This window comes from Chryseobacterium sp. S90 (assembly GCF_047444895.1).
GTDB lineage: Bacteria > Bacteroidota > Bacteroidia > Flavobacteriales > Weeksellaceae > Chryseobacterium.
Genome location: NZ_JBLGCX010000008.1, coordinates 148,195 through 165,138, shown reverse-complemented (window position 1 = coordinate 165,138; position 16,944 = coordinate 148,195). Strand labels below are relative to the sequence as shown.

Annotated in this window: 14 protein-coding genes; 4 read left to right on the top strand and 10 right to left on the bottom strand. The window is 36.0% G+C overall.

Annotation, left to right across the window (positions count from 1 at the left end; all coding sequences use genetic code 11):
- Window positions 1-4: 4 nt before the first annotated feature.
- The 8 genes from rlmD to lpxB all read right to left on the bottom strand — a co-directional run bounded on the left by rlmD (window position 5) and on the right by lpxB (window position 11,142).
- Window positions 5-1,417, bottom strand: coding sequence for a 23S rRNA (uracil(1939)-C(5))-methyltransferase RlmD (gene rlmD / locus ACLMCG_RS19610; RefSeq protein WP_047425122.1), 1,413 nt, complete (start codon window positions 1,415-1,417; stop codon window positions 5-7).
- 107 nt (window positions 1,418-1,524) lie between these two features.
- Entirely contained in the window at window positions 1,525-3,057 is a 1,533-nt protein-coding gene (locus ACLMCG_RS19605) for a TlpA family protein disulfide reductase (RefSeq protein ID WP_413960812.1), read from the bottom strand.
- Between the two features lie 308 nt (window positions 3,058-3,365).
- On the bottom strand, window positions 3,366-4,133 hold the full coding sequence (locus ACLMCG_RS19600) for a succinate dehydrogenase/fumarate reductase iron-sulfur subunit (protein ID WP_062675785.1): 768 nt from the start codon (window positions 4,131-4,133) through the stop codon (window positions 3,366-3,368).
- Window positions 4,134-4,156: 23 nt separating this feature from the next.
- A complete protein-coding gene (locus tag ACLMCG_RS19595) occupies window positions 4,157-6,169 on the bottom strand; it encodes a fumarate reductase/succinate dehydrogenase flavoprotein subunit (protein WP_413960813.1) in 2,013 nt (670 codons plus the stop codon).
- Between the two features lie 15 nt (window positions 6,170-6,184).
- Entirely contained in the window at window positions 6,185-6,847 is a 663-nt protein-coding gene (locus ACLMCG_RS19590; protein ID WP_047425117.1) for a succinate dehydrogenase cytochrome b subunit, read from the bottom strand.
- A gap of 144 nt (window positions 6,848-6,991) precedes the next feature.
- Window positions 6,992-8,764, bottom strand: coding sequence for a ComEC/Rec2 family competence protein (locus ACLMCG_RS19585; protein WP_413960814.1), 1,773 nt, complete (start codon window positions 8,762-8,764; stop codon window positions 6,992-6,994).
- Window positions 8,765-8,906: 142 nt separating this feature from the next.
- Window positions 8,907-9,998 carry a glycoside hydrolase family 99 protein gene (locus tag ACLMCG_RS19580; protein WP_413960815.1) on the bottom strand — a complete coding sequence of 364 codons (1,092 nt, stop codon included), beginning with the start codon at window positions 9,996-9,998 and terminating at the stop codon, window positions 8,907-8,909.
- 40 nt (window positions 9,999-10,038) lie between these two features.
- Window positions 10,039-11,142, bottom strand: a complete 1,104-nt coding sequence (lpxB, locus tag ACLMCG_RS19575; protein ID WP_413960816.1) for a lipid-A-disaccharide synthase — start codon at window positions 11,140-11,142, stop codon at window positions 10,039-10,041.
- 78 nt (window positions 11,143-11,220) lie between these two features.
- Between lpxB and ACLMCG_RS19570 the strand changes: the two genes are divergently transcribed.
- Entirely contained in the window at window positions 11,221-11,730 is a 510-nt protein-coding gene (locus ACLMCG_RS19570; RefSeq protein ID WP_047386039.1) for a DUF2480 family protein, read from the top strand.
- Between the two features lie 111 nt (window positions 11,731-11,841).
- The gene (locus tag ACLMCG_RS19565) at window positions 11,842-12,498 is read left to right on the top strand and encodes a DUF937 domain-containing protein (RefSeq protein ID WP_413960817.1); all 657 of its coding nucleotides are present in this window, start codon (window positions 11,842-11,844) and stop codon (window positions 12,496-12,498) included.
- A gap of 58 nt (window positions 12,499-12,556) precedes the next feature.
- Here the strand turns inward: ACLMCG_RS19565 and ACLMCG_RS19560 are convergent, their stop codons facing one another.
- Both ACLMCG_RS19560 and ACLMCG_RS19555 read right to left on the bottom strand, forming a co-directional pair.
- Window positions 12,557-12,676, bottom strand: a complete 120-nt coding sequence (locus ACLMCG_RS19560) for a 30S ribosomal protein THX (protein ID WP_081983639.1) — start codon at window positions 12,674-12,676, stop codon at window positions 12,557-12,559.
- A 241-nt stretch (window positions 12,677-12,917) separates the two neighbouring features.
- Window positions 12,918-14,312, bottom strand: coding sequence for an MATE family efflux transporter (locus tag ACLMCG_RS19555; RefSeq protein WP_047425109.1), 1,395 nt, complete (start codon window positions 14,310-14,312; stop codon window positions 12,918-12,920).
- A 374-nt stretch (window positions 14,313-14,686) separates the two neighbouring features.
- Between ACLMCG_RS19555 and ACLMCG_RS19550 the strand changes: the two genes are divergently transcribed.
- On the top strand, window positions 14,687-15,049 hold the full coding sequence (locus ACLMCG_RS19550; RefSeq protein WP_413960818.1) for a hypothetical protein: 363 nt from the start codon (window positions 14,687-14,689) through the stop codon (window positions 15,047-15,049).
- Between the two features lie 137 nt (window positions 15,050-15,186).
- A complete protein-coding gene (aspS, locus tag ACLMCG_RS19545; RefSeq protein ID WP_413960819.1) occupies window positions 15,187-16,941 on the top strand; it encodes an aspartate--tRNA ligase in 1,755 nt (584 codons plus the stop codon).
- The last annotated feature ends 3 nt before the right edge of the window (window positions 16,942-16,944 follow it).

The following is a 16,944-nucleotide window of genomic DNA, read 5'->3' as shown; positions in this document are numbered from 1 at the left end:
TAAATTATTTTTTAATCAACAACGCGATGTTCTCAACATGGTGTGTTTGCGGGAACATATCTACCGGTAAGATCTTCACCAAAGTATAATGTTCTTTCATCAAAGCAAGGTCTCTTGCCTGTGTTGCTGAGTTACAGCTTACATAAACTACTTTTTCCGGTGAAAGTTTTAAGATTTGTTCTACAACCTTCTGATGCATTCCGTCTCTTGGTGGGTCTGTAATTAATACGTCTGCTTTTGGATGATTTTCTAAAAACTCATCATTAAAGACGTTTTTCATATCTCCACAATAGAAAGTTGTGTTGGTCAAACCATTCAATTCAGCATGTTCGATTGCTGCATCGATTGCTTCCTGAACAGATTCGATTCCGATAACCTGTTTTGCATTTCTTGCCACGTATTGTGCAATCGTTCCAGTTCCTGTATAAAGGTCATACACTACTTCATCCCCTTTCAGATCTGCAAATTCTAATGTTTTTCTGTATAATTCTAATGCTTGTTTGTAGTTGGTCTGGAAGAATGATTTCGGGCCTATCTTAAACTTTAGTCCATCCATTTCTTCCATCAGGTAACCTTCTCCGAAATATACGTTGATATTTAAATCATAAATAGAATCATTCTGCTTAGGATTAATAGCATATACCAATGTTTTAATCTGCGGGAATTTTTCTAATAAGAATTCAAAAAGTTTCTCTCTGTTTTCTTTTTCTTCTCTGTAAAGCTGAAAAAGAACCATCCATTCTCCTCTGGAGTTTTGTCTCATCATTAAGGTTCTTAAAAAACCTTCTTGGTTTCTTACATCAAAAAAATCCAACCCGTTATTTACTCCATACTCTTTTACAGCCAGTCTTATTGCATTGGAAGGATCTTCCTGAAGGAAACACTCTTTCAAATCAAGAATTTTGCTCCACATTCCAGGAATATGAAATCCTAGAGCATCTTTACTTCCAAAGTTCTCTTCTGAACTGATTTCATATTGAGTAAGCCATCTCGCATTTGAGAAAGAAAACTCCATTTTATTTCTATAAAAATACTGTTCTTCAGCTCCCAGAATTGGCATCGTCTCAAAGTCATCAATTCCGCCGATTCTTTTAATATTATTATATACTTCTTCCTGTTTAAAGTCAAGCTGTTTTTCGTAGCTCATGTTCTGCCATTTGCATCCTCCACAAGTCCCGAAATGAATACATTTAGGATCAACTCTGTAAGGTGATTTTTCAAGTACTTCAACCGCTTCCCCTTCATAATATTTTGACTTCGCCTTTTTCACTCTTACATTGACAATATCACCGGGAATTGCGCCTGTTACCATCACAGCTTTTCCTTCTTCTGTCTTTCCTATTGCAACGCCTTTTGCTCCGGCAGTCAATAGCTTTATATTTTCAAGAATCAGATCTCTTTTTTTCTTCCTACTCATTCTAAAATTTTCTATTTTCCTAATTGAAACTTTACGTTTCAGTTTGCAAAAATACAATAAAAAAAACCTTATCCGAAGATAAGGTTTCTATACTGTGTTAAAGTTTATTATTTTGTTGGAGCCGGCTGTGGATTTGCTGGCTGTTGAGCTGCAGAAGGATCAAGCTGTAATTGTGGCTGCATCTGCATATTTGGTTCTGCCTTTGGAGCTGAAAGACCAGTCTGCTTATCCAGAATAGTTACCAATTCCTGCTCACCAAGGTTTACAAATGATCTGCTGGCAATTTTACCATCTTTATCAATGATCACAAAGCAAGGTAATTTGAATCCGTATACTCCATATTTCTTGGCAATATCAGAGTTCAGACCTCCTTCTCCATACACATTTACTCCCTGAACTCCTTTTAAAAGAGAATTACTGGTTTTAATAAACTGATCTTTTGTATCGTCTACGTTTACGAATACAAAATTCATTTTAGATTTATAGAAGTTTACTACTTCTTTTAATACAGGTACTGTAGCTTCGCTGATATAAGGATTCCATGAAGCATAAAAGAATAACATATAAGGTTTTCCTTTGTTTTCAGAAAGTTTATAAGCTTTTCCGTCTTGTTTTGCTAAAGCTGCATCTGGAGCAACATCTCCTATTTTAAGTCCTGTAATAGCTACCTGCATTTTTAACAGGTCATTTTTAATGGTAGCATCTTTAATATCTGAATCAATGATTTTTTTGATTTTGTCAATATTTGCTGCAGGAGTTGTAGGATGAATATCAGCCTGAGCCATTACAAATGCCAAAAGATAGTCTTTTGCAGTCTGAGATAACTCTTTCTTTGTTTTTAAATATTGAGCAAACATCTCAGAAGTTGTAATTCCTGTTTTTCCTTTGCTGTTTGCTTCTGCATACTTCTGGAAATCTGGAGTCATTTTTACAAGAAGATATTGTCTGTAAAGAGGGATTGTTTTCACCATCGCGTCTTTATCTGTTTCCAACTGAGTCTCGTAATCTTTTAATGCTTTAGAAGCCTTGTAAGATGGATTTCCAGACATTGGCCCGTGAGACATTTCATAGTTGGCAAGCAAATTAAGAATAGTAACTTTCACATCATTTTTCTTCCACTCCAAAAGTGCTTTGCTAGGACTGTTTTTCTTAGCAAGATCATCTACATTTTTATTGATATCTGCTTCAATTTTATGCATCCCTTTCAAGAATGCAGCTTCATCTCCGCCCATCAAAGCACCTATATTAACTTTAGTACCGTACTCAGCTAAGAATTTTTGACTTGCTGTAAGAAAATCATTATTCTTCTTGGCATCTCCTGTAACCACAAATTCATTTGGGAAAGTAGCTCCGTTTCCTGAAATATTCACTTTTTGTCCTCCTTCAAGATAGATAAGGCTTTGTCTGCCCGCATAGTTGATCACGTACATCCCGTCTTTAGGAGCATCAAAACTTCCTGAAAAGTTTCCGTCTTTATCTAAACCTATATTAATCAAAGGCAGAGTTCCTACTCCTGAAGCTTCTACAAATTCAATTCTTTCTAATGGAGAACTTCCAGTAATTTTTCCTTTTACTTCTACTTTTTTTGAACAAGACATCACAAAAGCTGTGATGATAAACAATAAAAGATATTTTTTCATTTCAATTTTTAATATTACACAAAAATACGCTTTTTAGGGCTTGTTAATTCACACTAATTATTTTTTTTGAAAATTTTATTCCTGCTGTTCAAAAAGGATATTTCTAGTTATTTTATCCATCTCTTTTTGAATAGCAAACTGTATTTAAAAGTTTAAAAAAACGTTTCAACTACCCTCCAAATATATACTTATTAAATAAAGAATAACTAAAATCCATCAATAAGTTAACAAACTTTAACAGGATAATGGCATTCATAAAAAAATCGCCTCCAAAAATGAAGGCGATTTTTTATGTATTTGAATCAATTCTATCCTTGATCTACAAGAGCAGCCATATATTCTCTGTTCATTCTTGCGATGTTTTCAAGAGAAATACCTTTAGGACATTCTACTTCACATGCGCCGGTGTTTGAACAGTTACCGAATCCTTCTTCGTCCATAGCTTTCACCATGTTCAGAACTCTTCTCTTAGCTTCTACTCTACCTTGAGGAAGTAATGCATACTGAGAAACCTTAGCTCCTACAAATAGCATAGCAGATCCGTTCTTACAAGTAGCTACACAAGCTCCACATCCGATACAGGCAGCTGCATCCATTGCTTTGTCTGCATCTTCTTTAGGAACCGGAATTGCGTTAGCATCTAATGTATTTCCAGAAGTATTCACAGAAATGAAACCTCCTGCTGCCATTACTCTGTCAAATGCGCTTCTGTCTACCATCAAGTCTTTGATAACAGGGAAAGCGGCACTTCTCCAAGGTTCAATAACGATAGTCTCTCCATCTTTGAACATTCTCATGTGAAGCTGGCAGGTAGTGATACCTGTATCCGGCCCGTGAGCTCTACCATTGATGTAAAGTGAACACATACCGCAGATTCCTTCACGACAGTCGTGGTCAAAAGCAATAGGTTCTTTTCCTTCGTTAATTAAATTTTCGTTCAGGATATCCAGCATCTCCAAAAATGAAGAGTCTGTAGATACATCTGATATTTTGTAGGTCTCAAACTGACCTTTAGTTTTACTATTTTTTTGTCTCCAAATTTTCAGCGTAAGATGTAAGCCTTTTTTTGCACTCATAATGTTATATTTTAGGTTGGAGATTATTTATAACTTCTAGTTTTAACCTCGATGTTGTCATATATCAGTTCTTCTTTATGCAACACTTCAGCGTTGATATCGTTACCCTGATATTCCCAAGCTCCGACGTATTTGTAGTTTACGTCATCTCTTTCCGCTTCTCCGTCCGGAGTTGAATGGTCTTCACGGAAATGTCCACCACAAGATTCATTTCTGTGTAGTGCATCGATAGCCATTAATTGTCCAAGTTCAAGGAAGTCTGCTACTCTGAAAGCTTTTTCAAGCTCAGTGTTCATCCCTTCACCATCCCCAGGTACTTTTACATTTTTCCAGAAATCGTTTCTTACTTCTTCAATTTCTTTAATTGCTTCTCTCAATCCTTCAGGAGTTCTTCCCATTCCTACTTTATTCCACATAATGTTTCCTAATTGCTTATGGAAGTGGTCTACAGAATGAGTTCCTTTATTGTTTAAGAAGAAATCAATTTTTTCTTTAATTCCTTTTTCAGCTTCGTCAAACGCTCCTGAAGTGGTAGGAATAGCGCCTGTTCTGATATCTGCAGAAAGGTAATCTGCAATTGTGTAAGGAAGTACGAAATATCCGTCTGCAAGACCTTGCATCAATGCAGAAGCTCCAAGTCTGTTTGCACCGTGATCTGAAAAGTTAGCTTCACCAATTACGAAACATCCGGGGATTGTAGACTGAAGGTTATAATCAACCCATACACCACCCATTGTGTAGTGAACTGCAGGATAGATCTTCATTGGAGTTTTATAAGGATCATCAGCTGTAATCTTTTCGTACATTACGAATAAGTTACCGTATTTCTCTTCTACCCAGCTCTTACCTAAATCATAGATCTGCTGATCTGTTGGATTATGAATATGTTTTTCGATAGCGGATTCTTTACCTTTTTTCATGATCTCTGTAGAGAAATCAAGGTAAACCCCTTCCTGAGTATCGTTATTTTCGATTCCGAATCCAGCGTCGCATCTTTCCTTAGCAGCTCTTGAAGCAACGTCTCTAGGCACAAGGTTACCGAACGCAGGGTATCTTCTTTCTAAATAGTAATCTCTATCTTCTTCTTTAATATTTTCAGGTCTTAATTTCCCTTCTCTGATTGCTACTGAATCTTCAATCTTTTTAGGAACCCAGATTCTTCCGGAGTTTCTTAATGATTCAGACATCAAAGTCAGTTTAGACTGCTGTGTCCCGTGAACAGGAATACAAGTCGGGTGAATCTGTACGTAGCAAGGGTTTGCGAAGTAAGCTCCTTTCTTGTGAATTTTCCATGCTGCAGAAACGTTAGATCCCATTGCATTGGTAGAAAGGAAATATACGTTTCCGTATCCTCCTGAAGCAATTACTACAGCGTGAGCAGAGTGTCTTTCGATTTCACCTGTTACAAGGTTTCTTGCGATGATCCCTCTTGCTTTTCCGTCAACAATTACAAGGTCTAGCATTTCATGACGGTTGTACATCTTGATTCTACCTTTACCGATCTGACGGCTCATTGAAGAATATGCTCCTAATAATAACTGCTGTCCTGTTTGTCCTTTTGCGTAGAACGTTCTTTTTACCTGAACCCCACCAAATGAACGGTTATCTAACTGACCACCGTAATCTCTCCCGAAAGGAACCCCTTGGGAAACACACTGGTCAATAATATTTGCAGAAACTTCAGCTAATCTGTAAACGTTGGCCTCTCTTGCTCTATAGTCACCACCTTTAATGGTATCATAGAATAATCTGTAAGTAGAGTCACCGTCTCCCTGATAATTCTTAGCTGCGTTGATCCCCCCTTGAGCAGCAATAGAGTGCGCTCTTCTTGGAGAATCCTGATAGCAGAACGCTTTCACGTTGTATCCTTGCTCAGCCAATGTAGCTGCAGCAGAACCTCCTGCCAAACCTGTACCTACAACAATAATATCAATCTTATCTCTGTTGTTTGGTGCAACAAGGTTCATATGGTCTTTATGATTTTTCCACTTGTCTTTAAGAGGACCCGCTGGAATTCTTGAATCTAATTTACTCATACTAGTATATTGATATTATTGAGTTATAAAATGAAAAACTGCAACGATGATAAATCCTGCAGGAATAAGGATTGAATACCATTTCCCAAAAGCTTTGATCACCGGCGTATATTTTGGATGTCTTGCTCCGATAGACTGGAATGAAGACTGGAATCCGTGAGCCAGGTGTAATCCTAATAAAACAAAAGAGATCACATACAAAGCCACTCTCCAAAGATCAGCAAACTTCTCATGAAGTTCCGGCCAGAAACGTTCTGCATCCGGAGTTAATCCTTCTACATACTTGTAATTGATTTCATGCAACCAGAAATCATATAAGTGAAGCGCTAAGAAAGCTAAAATAACAGCCCCTGAAATAATCATATTTCTGGACATCCATGAAGAATTCACGGCTGCATTGTTTGCTGCATACTTTACCGGACGCGCTTTATTATTCTTGATCTCAAGTACAAATCCCATAATGAAATGGAAAATTACTGCAAAACCAAGAATAGGCTGCATTAAGAACTGCACAAAAGGATTATAGCCCATGAAATCAGATGCTGTATTGAATGCATCCTTATTCAGAACTGATAACAAATTGGTCGTCAAATGCAGTATAAGAAAAATCAGCAAAAATAGAGCTGATAATGCCATAGCATATTTTCTACCTATCGTAGAACTCGTTAAACCTGCCATATAAGTTTAAATTTGAATTTCTACAAAATTAAGAAAGTTTAACAATATCGAAAAGTGAGAAATCTCACAAATAGACAGTTTGTAATCTTTCTAAATAAGAATTCCATGCATTATAAATGCAGGAAAACATATAAATTATAACCATTATTTCAAATCATAAATCTTATTCCTGAAAACTACTTTTTGAACTGAATTTGAAAAGGTTTTAATCTCAAAATGATGTATTCTTCGTGAAGAACAGTAAGGTTTCACAACAAACTGTAAAACCTTGTCCTTATTTTCCATATCTGATATCCAGAAGCAGGCCCTGTCTCCCCTTTTTATTGAAATGAGGTTGTTTTTACCGAATGTATGAATCAGCACCTCTTCTTTTTGATTTTCAAAGACATTACTTCCTGTTCTTATGATGAGAAATAAAATGACAGCCATTATCAATCCTGAAGAGTTTTTAAGATTGAATTTTAAGATAACCGATCTTAATAAATAGAGCACCACAAACACTATGAATACCTCTAATCCGTTCATTGGAATATTTTCAAAGAATAATACGTCAACCTCAGCAAACCAATGAATCATTTTCAACAAAACCTGAATAACAAAATCATATACCACATTCATCAATTCGAAGTCAATTCCACAAGAAACAAGAGCCGTCATCAGGAATGAAAAAACAATGATTATTTCTGAAAAAGGAACAATCACAATATTTGCAATGATTGAAATGAATGAAAACTGATGAAAATAATACAGCACCAAAGGAAGTGTTGCCAATTGCGCAGATAAAGATATTGTAATGGTATTAAACAGGAGTTTTTTAAGATAATTATCCTGTTTTGGAAAATATTTCAGGAGAGGCTGATTCAGCCAATAAATTCCTAAAACAGCCAGAAAACTGAGCTGAAATCCCACATCAAAAAACTGCTGTGTATCTCCAATCAAAATAAAAAAAGCAGATAAAGCCAATGAATGAAGCAGATCAGGTTTCCGCTGAAGCAATACAAAAATAAAATAGACACTCAGCATGATACAAGACCGCAGCACTGAATTTCCAAACCCGATAAAAGCAGCAAACAGCCAAATAAAAGCTAAGCTTAAAATAACTGCATATTTTCTGAATTTTAAGGGAATAAAACGAATCAGCAAAAAGTAAAACATCCCGAAAATAACAACAATATGAGTTCCGGAAATAGCGAGAAAGTGAACCATTCCGGATTTGTTGAAATCCTGCACTGTACCTTCATCAATTTCTGTACGATCTGCCAGAATGATTCCTTTTAAAAATTCTTTGGTCTTATCTGACATTCCGGTTTTATCGATGTCTTTGAGAACCTTAAATCTATATTGGTGTAACTTATCTGTTGGAGTTAAGTCATCCCGTTCTGTAGATTGAATTTCTTTTGAAACATAAGCCTGATATTCAATATGTTTTCGCTTCAGATACTTTTTATATTCAAATTGAAAATCATACTGAGGCTCTTTAGGTTGTGTTATATAAGCATCAGCCTTGTAGTAGTGAACAAAATCCAGCTCTTTACTATCCTTGGGAACATAAAAAACTGAATTGAAGTTTATATTTTCAATCTGTCCTGTTCCTTCATATTTCTTATATTTTTCAGTGGTATTTAATTTCTGAGAGATTTTAAAAGTAACCGTTTCTTTTTTATTTACAAATGAAGAAACATCTGATGAAAAAGTATTATGATAATGAAGAATAATCCCTGCTCCAAAGAACAGAAGTCCCAGCAAAAAAGCTTTGGTTTTATGTAAAAAGTAAGAATGAAAACATATTACAACCAAAATGATCAAACAGATCACAATAATCATATAGAATATCATGCCTGCCAATACCATTTTCTCCTGAAAAAGAATTCCAAGAATAAAACAGATCACCAGAAGAAGTAGAGGCTGCTTGTGCAATTTCAATTAATTATCCTTGTAAAATAGATAATTAACCAATGAAGCATTATCTCTTGAGTAGCTAAATAAGTACTCTTCTGCTTATCAAAAGCATCAACAGAACACTTGATTTTTTGCTATGAAATTAAAGTTTGAAAGTATACTATCTCTTTTTCAAAAATTTATCCGTTAAACGCTTCGTTTCTTTGATATAAAATAACGGATCTTTCCCATAATCTTCATATTTGAAATCTCCCGCTTTTTTAGGAATAGCTGGTTCTATTTGTGTTCCTTCATGCCATTCGTTGAAAGACGTGATACCAATGAAATCCGGATTGACTTTAATGGCAGCATCAAACATTTTTTCGTAATACTTTCCATTGTTTCTGCTTTTAAAGTTAGCTTCATTCCATGGGCGGATTCTGGTATCTGAATAACCGGGTCCTACACAAGGAATAAAAATCATATTGTGATCTTTAGCATAGCTGGCCATAAAATTCCAGTTAGCAACTGTGCTTCCGTATACAAATCCTTCGCTGGCAAAATAGGTATAGAAACCATCAAAGCCGGATGAATCAAAAAATTTCGCATCATCTTTCTCTACCCATAATCCAATGTAAAGCGCATCCAGTTGTGTATTTCTAACCGTTTTTTCTCCGTCTTTTGCTAACATTTTAGTCCACTCCTCTTTAGGAATTTTATAACTGTCGTAGACATAAAACAATGGCTTTCCTTCTTTTTTATAGAAAGCATGATGACCAGAATATGTTTTTACGAGATAAGAAAGCTGTTCTTTTAATTCTGAAGTATTTTTATAAAATGGCTCAATGTGAAATGCGATTTTTAAATCAAACCGATCTGCAATATCAAGGTATTTGATAAGACTTTTATCTGTAAACGAATCTTTTCCCAACCAACTCACCACTGCCACTCCTACTCCGGATTCTTTGATCATTTTCATATGTTTTTCAATGATCTTTGTGTCATTGGAACTGTAGTTTCCAAGCGAAGGATAAAAATTAGCCCCAATATCATCTCCTCCTTTGTGATGCCCAAGATTGTTCCATTTCGGGTTGCTCCAGTGAGGAAGAATTTCGTGGTTCCAATGCTGATAACTTCCGTCCGTTTCAGGATTTCCATACCATCCATAATAGAATATCTGAACTTTGTCTCTTGAGCTACCCTCTTGAGCAGCACTTTTAGAGAAAAACAATGTGAATACCAATAATAACAGAAGACGGTTATAATAATTCATAGTTAAAAAGTAGATTAAATTCTCAAAAACATCGAAAAGACTATACTTTCAATATTACCTCAGCAGCATGATCACTGGCGCCTTTTCCACCAAGCTTTTCTCTCAAAAGTTCGTAATCATTCAGAACCTGTGTTCTTTTTTCACCTGATATAATTTTATTGAGTTCTTCTACCAGGTTTTTAGTATTCAGATCATTCTGAATAAGTTCTTTCACCACTTCTCTGTCCATGATCAGATTAACCAGAGAAATATAATTGATGTTTTTCACCAATCTTTTCGCAATGGCATAGGAAATTTTGCTTCCACGATAACAAACTACTTCAGGAATATTCAACAGTGCTGTTTCCAGGGTAGCTGTTCCGGAAGTCACAAGAGCTGCTTTGGAACACCTCAGCAGATCATAGGTTTTATTGGATACGAAATGAACATTCTCATCCACATATTTCTGATAAAATTCTTTAGGAAGACTCGGTGCTCCGGCAATTACAAACTGATAGTTTTTAAAATGCGGTCTTACAGAAAGCATTATTTCAAGCATCTTTTCTACTTCCTGTTCTCTGGAACCCGGCAAAAGCGCAATGATTTCTTTTTCGTTCAGACCATTATCTGATTTGAATTTTTCAATATTGATTTCCTGCAGATCCGAAATAGCATCCAGCAAAGGATGTCCTACAAAATGGGAATGAACTCCATGTTTTCTGTAAAAATCTTCTTCAAAAGGAAGAATGACCATCATTTCATCCACATACTTTTTGATAATTTCTACACGTCCTTCTTTCCATGCCCAAAGCTGCGGAGAAATATAATAAACGACTTTGATTCCAAGCTCTTTGGCAAATCTGGCAATTCTCAGGTTGAAACCAGGATAATCTACTAAAATCAAAACATCAGGTCTGTTCTTTTGGATATCCTCTTTACAGAATTTAATATTATTCAGAATGGTTCTGAGATTCATCACCACTTCCAGAAATCCCATAAAAGCAAGATCACGGTAATGTTTCACCAGTGTTCCGCCCTGAGCTTTCATCAGATCGCCGCCCCAAAACCTGAATTCCGCATTCGGATCCTTTTGTTTTAAGGCTTTCATCAAATTGCTCCCGTGTAAATCACCAGAAGCTTCTCCTGCAATAATATAATACTTCATTTCTATAGTAAGGATAGACAACAAATTAAAATAGATATGATCTTAATTCGTAAATTTGTTCAAAGATAATGATAAAAAATGTCAGAAGAATTTGAAATCCGGAATAAAGTTGCTGAAAGCGGCCTTATCAATTTTGACCTTGCCACTTTACTTCCAAAAGGAGAAAGAAAGGGAATTGATCTTAAAGATTTTCTTTTTCAGGAAATGATCCTGAAAGAAAAAGATTTTCGTGAAAAGGTAGAGGCAATAGATACTGAACTATACAAAGACTCTTATATATACATTTATAACTCGGTAGATACAATCATCCCGCTTTGGGCTTATTTTGTATTGACAGCAAAACTTACTGATGTTGCAAAAAAAATAGTCTTCGGAAGCCGTGAAGATCTTGATGTTATTTTAATGCACAATGCTATCCAGACTCATGATTTTGAGGAAATGAGAGGTAAAAGAGTTCTGGTAAAAGGCTGTTCAGATAAAGATATTCCTGAAAATGCATATATAGAACTGGTAGAACAGTTAAAACCAATTGTAAAATCTTTAATGTTCGGGGAAGCCTGTTCTAATGTTCCTATTATTAAAAACTAAGGTCTTCTGAAAGGTTATCAGAAACTTTAACAATAATTATGAAAGTCAGTCAATTCGCGAGGCATATTTTTTGATAACTTTGGTTCACTTAATACTAAATAAACACAAAAAATGAGTTTAATTGACCTACTTACAGGGAACACAGGCAACCAGGTTGCAGAACAGGCTGAAAACAAATTCGGAATTGGCAAAAACCAGGTAATCGCCCTATTAGCAGTAGCTACCCCTCTTATTATTTCTTATCTTAGAAATAAATCTCAGGACGCTAAAGAAGCAGAAGCTTTAAATAATGCTTTAGATAAAGACCATAATGGAAGTATCTTAAATGACGCTTCTCAGATTGAAGCAAGACAGGCTGAAGGAGGATCTATTCTGGATCATATCTTTGGCGGGCAAAAAAGTACTGTTGAAAACCAGTTGTCACAAAACACAGGAATTTCAATAGACAAAATAGGTCCTATTCTTGCGATGTTAGCACCTGTAGTAATGGGATATATTGGTCAGCAGAAACAGCAGAGCAATGTAGGTGCAGGTGGTCTTGGAGATCTTTTGGGAGGAATTCTCGGAAATGCTTCCAATCAGGCCCAGGCTCAGCAGTCTAATCCTTTGAATGACATTCTTGGAAGTGTTTTAGGAGGAGGAACACAGTCTCAATCATCAGGAAATCCATTGAACGATATACTTGGTAGTGTATTGGGTGGTGGAAACCAACAACAAGGCGGTGGCGGCTTAGGCAGCATCCTTGGTAATATTCTTGGAGGTAAATAATTAATTTAATTTTCATAAAAAAAGACCGGAGATAAATCTTCGGTCTTTTTTATTTTAATTATTTTTTAGATTTTTCTTCTGAAGCTGTAAAAGATTTTGAGGCTTTCTTAGGTCTTCTTTTACCATAACTTCCGGAATTGATTTTTCCTCTTCTTGATTTTTTGTCTCCTTTTCCCATAGTAATTATGTATTTGTTAATCACGAATTTATAAAATACAGCTCTAAAATCCAATTAATGAAGCTGTTAAAGTTTTATAAAATAATAAGGGAAGCTGGGAGAGGGAGGCTGGATGTTATTATAGGTTACTATTTCTCAATTCTCAGCCAGCACATCAGTTCTCTCAATACTGCTGATAAAAGCTATTTTTAGATATTTCACACTTCATTACTTCTCTCTTCCAGCTTCCATCATCCAGCATTTAAACTTTTATCGTCTTCCATTTTCCTTTTTTGAATAAGATAAAAGCAACTATGGTAATCAGTGTTTCTGCTGCAGGAATTGAAATAAACACTCCTTTGGGACCCATTTCAAAATATTTTGACAGAAAATACGCCAGAGGAATCTGAAACAGCCAGAATCCAAAAAGATTAACCCAGGTAGGTGTCCAGGTATCTCCGGCTCCGTTGAATGCATTAATCATTACCATCCCGATTCCATAGAAAATAAATCCTGTGCTCATAATCTGAAGAGCATTTTTAGCAAAGTCTTTAATAGCCGTTTCCTGAGTGAAAAAACCAACTAAAAAATTTCCCATAAAAATAAAGATCAGGCTTACAATCAGCATAAAGATGACATTATATTTCACGGTTTTCATTACCGATTGTTCCGCTCTCAGCATTTCATTGGCACCCATATTCTGCCCTACAAGTGTAGACGCCGCATTGCTCAATCCCCAGGCAGGAAGCATAAAGAACATCATCAGTCTTAAAGCTGTCTGATAGCCGGCGGATGCATTTTCACCACCAGTAGTTGCTACCAATTCTGCAAGGAAAATCCAGCTGCATGAAGCGATGACAAACTGAAAGATTCCGGGAGTTGCGATCTTTATAATGGATTTTATTAATTCATAATTCGGTTTAAAATAAGGAATCTTTATACGGATTTGGGTATCTGCTACTAAAAGATGATACAACTGATAGATCACCCCGATACTTCGGCCTATAGTTGTTGCCAAAGCTGCTCCAGTCAACCCCAAAGCAGGAACAGGTCCTAATCCTTTTATCAATATTGGACATAGAATAATATTGGCAATATTCGCTATCCATAAGCTTTTCATAGCAATCATTGCATTTCCAGCACCTCTGAAAATACCATTAATTAAAAATAACAGCATAATAATTGTGCTGCTGCTCATCATAATTCTGGTAAAATTCTTTCCATAGGCTGCTGCTTCCGGCTTCGAGCCCATCAATATCAGGATTTCTTCAGCATAGATAACTCCCAGTAAACTTAAAACAAAAGTAATAACAAATGAAACCAGCAATACCTGCGCAGCACTTCTGGAAGCCTGCTCGGGATTTTTCTCACCGATTCTTCTTGCCACCAAAGCTGTTGCCGCCATACTCATACCAATCGCAATAGAATACATCACCGAAAGTACAGATTCAGTAAGTCCCACAGTCTGAATAGCAAAACCACTTTCTTTCAAATGTCCGACAAAATACAGATCAACAAGGGCAAATACAGATTCCATAGCCATTTCCAGCATCATGGGAATCGCTAAAAGCAATACAGCACTTCTGATATTCACTTTCGTAAAATCTGTTTCTTCGCCACTGAATGCTTTTTTCAAAAACTCAACATATTTTGTCATGATTTCTTTTAGTTTACTTAGCAAAAGTATTCATTCAAAAGCAATTAAAAGTTGGCATATGGAAAGTTTTTAATAAGATTGCTCTTGTAAGAAAATCAAAATTGTAATAAAAGTCTAGCGTGATATGATAAGCTTTGAAAGAGTATCAGTCATCTATCAGTAATACAATTGAGGATTATACCTGGAAATATGTGAAACCTGCAATCATTAAGCTCCTGGAATAATTTTAAATTGATGACATTCAAAACAGCAGTTTTACAATTCTATAATTAATACGAGAATAATCTGATTAATAGAACGATAATTATTATCAAAACTTAGCAATTGGTAATAAAATTTAATTTAGATTTGTATATTCTTAAAAAAGTATCCTTATGAAAAAAATAATCTCTACTACCTTTCTATTTGGAATATTACTGTCTGGCGGTATGTTTTCTGCTCAGAAGATGACTCAGGAAAAGATGAAAGCCATCTATTCTGATGATGTAGCAACATTTAAAAAACAGTTTGCCCCGGGAGATTACAACAAATGCTTCCTTGTTGGAAACATAGCTTATTCACCTCTTGGTTTTAGTGTAATGTCCGATAGAAAGAATATTATAAATTTCCTTTTGGACAACAAGGCCAATGTCAATAAAAAATGCCAGAACAAAACACCTCTTGAAGTAGCTGATGATACAAAAGGTACTGAAGAAATAAAGAAAATTCTGACAGAAAAAGGGGGTAATAGAAATTAAAAAACCTGAAAACAATATACGAAACTTCCGAAAGGAAGTTTTTTTTATTTATAAAACCTGCAAAAATCTTATCTTTGCCAACGAAAAATTCAAGGTTCGGAATTGAACCTTAAACATTGAACTTTAAACAAATAATTATGTTTCGATCACACACCAACGGAGAGCTATCTCTGAAAAATCTGAATGAAGAAGTTACACTATCAGGATGGGTACAAACTATCCGTGATAAAGGATTTATGATTTGGGTAGATCTTCGAGATCGTTACGGAATTACCCAGCTGGTTTTTGACCAGGAGCGTTCTTCTGCACAACTGATGGAAGAAGCTAAAAAACTGGGCCGTGAATTTGTGATTCAGGCTACCGGAAGAGTTATTGAAAGAGTAAGTAAAAACCCTAATATTCCAACAGGAGAAATTGAAATCCTTGTTGAAAAACTGACTATTCTGAACGATTCTCAGCTTCCTCCTTTCACCATTGAGGATGAAACAGACGGCGGTGAGGAATTAAGAATGAAATACCGTTACCTGGATATCAGAAGAAATCCGGTAAAAGATAAACTGATCTTCCGCCACAAAATGGCACAGAAAGTAAGAAATTATTTATCTGAAGAAGGTTTCATTGAAGTAGAAACACCTGTTCTGATCAAGTCTACTCCGGAAGGAGCAAGAGATTTCGTTGTACCAAGCAGAATGAATCCGGGGCAGTTTTATGCATTGCCACAGTCTCCTCAAACTTTTAAACAGTTGTTGATGGTAGGTGGAATGGATAAGTATTTCCAGATTGTAAAATGTTTCCGTGATGAAGATTTAAGAGCCGACAGACAGCCGGAATTTACACAAATCGACTGTGAGATGGCGTTTGTAGAGCAGGAAGATGTCATGAACGTATTTGAGGGAATGACTAAAACTCTGATAAAAGATATTACAGGTCAGGAATTCGGAGATTTTCCAAGAATGACTTTCGCAGATGCGATGAGAAAATACGGAAATGACAAACCGGATATCCGTTTCGGAATGGAGTTCGTAGAACTGAATGAGCTGGTAAAAGGAAAAGACTTTAAAATATTTGATGATGCAGAATTAGTAGTAGGAATTAATGTAGAAGGATGTGCAGAATATACAAGAAAACAGATTGACGAGCTTGTTGACTGGGTAAAACGCCCTCAGGTTGGAGCTTCAGGGATGGTTTGGGCTAAATTCCAAAATGATGGAGTAAAAACCTCATCAGTAAACAAATTCTACAACGAGGAAGATTTAACAAAAATCATCGAAAAATTCGGCGCTAAAGAAGGAGACTTAATGTTGATTCTTTCCGGAAATGAAAACAAAGTAAGAGCCCAGCTTTCTGCTTTAAGAATGGAACTTGGGAACCGTTTGGGATTAAGAAAAGGAAACGAATTTGCACCACTTTGGGTAGTTGATTTCCCTCTATTGGAATTTGATGAAGAAAGTGGACGTTACCATGCGATGCACCACCCTTTCACTTCTCCAAAGCCGGAAGATATCCACTTGTTGGAAACAGATCCAGGAAAAGCAAGAGCTAATGCTTATGATATGGTTCTGAACGGAAACGAAATTGGAGGTGGTTCTATCAGAATTTTTGACAGAGATCTTCAATCTAAAATGTTTGATTTATTAGGATTCACCAGAGAAGAAGCTGAAGCTCAGTTTGGATTCCTGATGAATGCCTTCAAATATGGTGCTCCGCCACATGGAGGTCTGGCATTCGGGTTTGACCGTTTGGTAGCAATCCTTGACGGAAACGAAGTGATCAGAGATTATATCGCATTCCCTAAGAACAATTCAGGGCGAGATGTAATGATTGATGCACCGGCTTCGATTGCTGATGCACAGCTCGATGAACTGGAACTACAATTGAACTTAAAAGCATAAATG

Coding starts and splice junctions, on each gene's coding strand:
- rlmD (WP_047425122.1), bottom strand. CDS start 1,417: ATGAGTAGGAAGAAAAAAAGAGATCTGATTCTTGAAAATATAAAGCTA.
- ACLMCG_RS19605 (WP_413960812.1), bottom strand. CDS start 3,057: ATGAAAAAATATCTTTTATTGTTTATCATCACAGCTTTTGTGATGTCT.
- ACLMCG_RS19600 (WP_062675785.1), bottom strand. CDS start 4,133: ATGAGTGCAAAAAAAGGCTTACATCTTACGCTGAAAATTTGGAGACAA.
- ACLMCG_RS19595 (WP_413960813.1), bottom strand. CDS start 6,169: ATGAGTAAATTAGATTCAAGAATTCCAGCGGGTCCTCTTAAAGACAAG.
- ACLMCG_RS19590 (WP_047425117.1), bottom strand. CDS start 6,847: ATGGCAGGTTTAACGAGTTCTACGATAGGTAGAAAATATGCTATGGCA.
- ACLMCG_RS19580 (WP_413960815.1), bottom strand. CDS start 9,998: ATGAATTATTATAACCGTCTTCTGTTATTATTGGTATTCACATTGTTT.
- lpxB (WP_413960816.1), bottom strand. CDS start 11,142: ATGAAGTATTATATTATTGCAGGAGAAGCTTCTGGTGATTTACACGGG.
- ACLMCG_RS19570 (WP_047386039.1), top strand. CDS start 11,221: ATGTCAGAAGAATTTGAAATCCGGAATAAAGTTGCTGAAAGCGGCCTT.
- ACLMCG_RS19565 (WP_413960817.1), top strand. CDS start 11,842: ATGAGTTTAATTGACCTACTTACAGGGAACACAGGCAACCAGGTTGCA.
- ACLMCG_RS19560 (WP_081983639.1), bottom strand. CDS start 12,676: ATGGGAAAAGGAGACAAAAAATCAAGAAGAGGAAAAATCAATTCCGGA.
- ACLMCG_RS19555 (WP_047425109.1), bottom strand. CDS start 14,312: ATGACAAAATATGTTGAGTTTTTGAAAAAAGCATTCAGTGGCGAAGAA.
- ACLMCG_RS19550 (WP_413960818.1), top strand. CDS start 14,687: ATGAAAAAAATAATCTCTACTACCTTTCTATTTGGAATATTACTGTCT.
- aspS (WP_413960819.1), top strand. CDS start 15,187: ATGTTTCGATCACACACCAACGGAGAGCTATCTCTGAAAAATCTGAAT.